The 490-nt window shown below is 75.5% G+C and carries 1 pseudogene; it reads right to left on the minus strand.

Features of this window, described 5'->3' with window-relative positions:
* Window positions 1-490, minus strand: a pseudogene (locus tag A612_RS15765) (ABC transporter permease); the annotation flags it as partial.

Below are 490 nucleotides of genomic sequence, written 5' to 3' on the forward strand. Positions count from 1 at the left end.
GGCTCGTCGCCGCGCAGGGCCGCCGTGAAGCCCAGCGCCCGCAGCGCCGCGGCGTTGAGGAACACGGTGGCGGGGGCCAACAGCGCCAGGCGCGGGGCCGCGGGCGCTGCCCGGGGCATCAGGTCGGGCGCAACGGCAGGCACCACCAAGGCGTCGATGCCCACGACGCGCAGTGCCACGCGCGGTCCAGCGGCTGCAGGGTCGTCCGTTGCCGCGTTGCGGTCTGGCCCGAAGGTGGGAAGGTTCTCGGGGTCGGCGGCGGCCTGCGCCGTCAGCTCCAGCCAGGGACTCGCCAGCGCCACCTGGGGGTGCGCGGCGACTTCGGCATAGAGCGATTCCGGCAGCGAGCCCTGCGCGGCGCGCAGCGTGAGGTCGGGCTGGCCGCTGATGGAGCGCACCGCCTGCGAGAACTCGTCCAGCGCCGAGGCGTTGATGACGTGCACCGCCAACCCCAGCGCCACGCCCAGCATCACCGCCACCACGGCGGCGG

Origin of the sequence: Melaminivora alkalimesophila (assembly GCF_000282995.1) — a bacterium.
Classification (GTDB): domain Bacteria; phylum Pseudomonadota; class Gammaproteobacteria; order Burkholderiales; family Burkholderiaceae_C; genus Melaminivora; species Melaminivora alkalimesophila.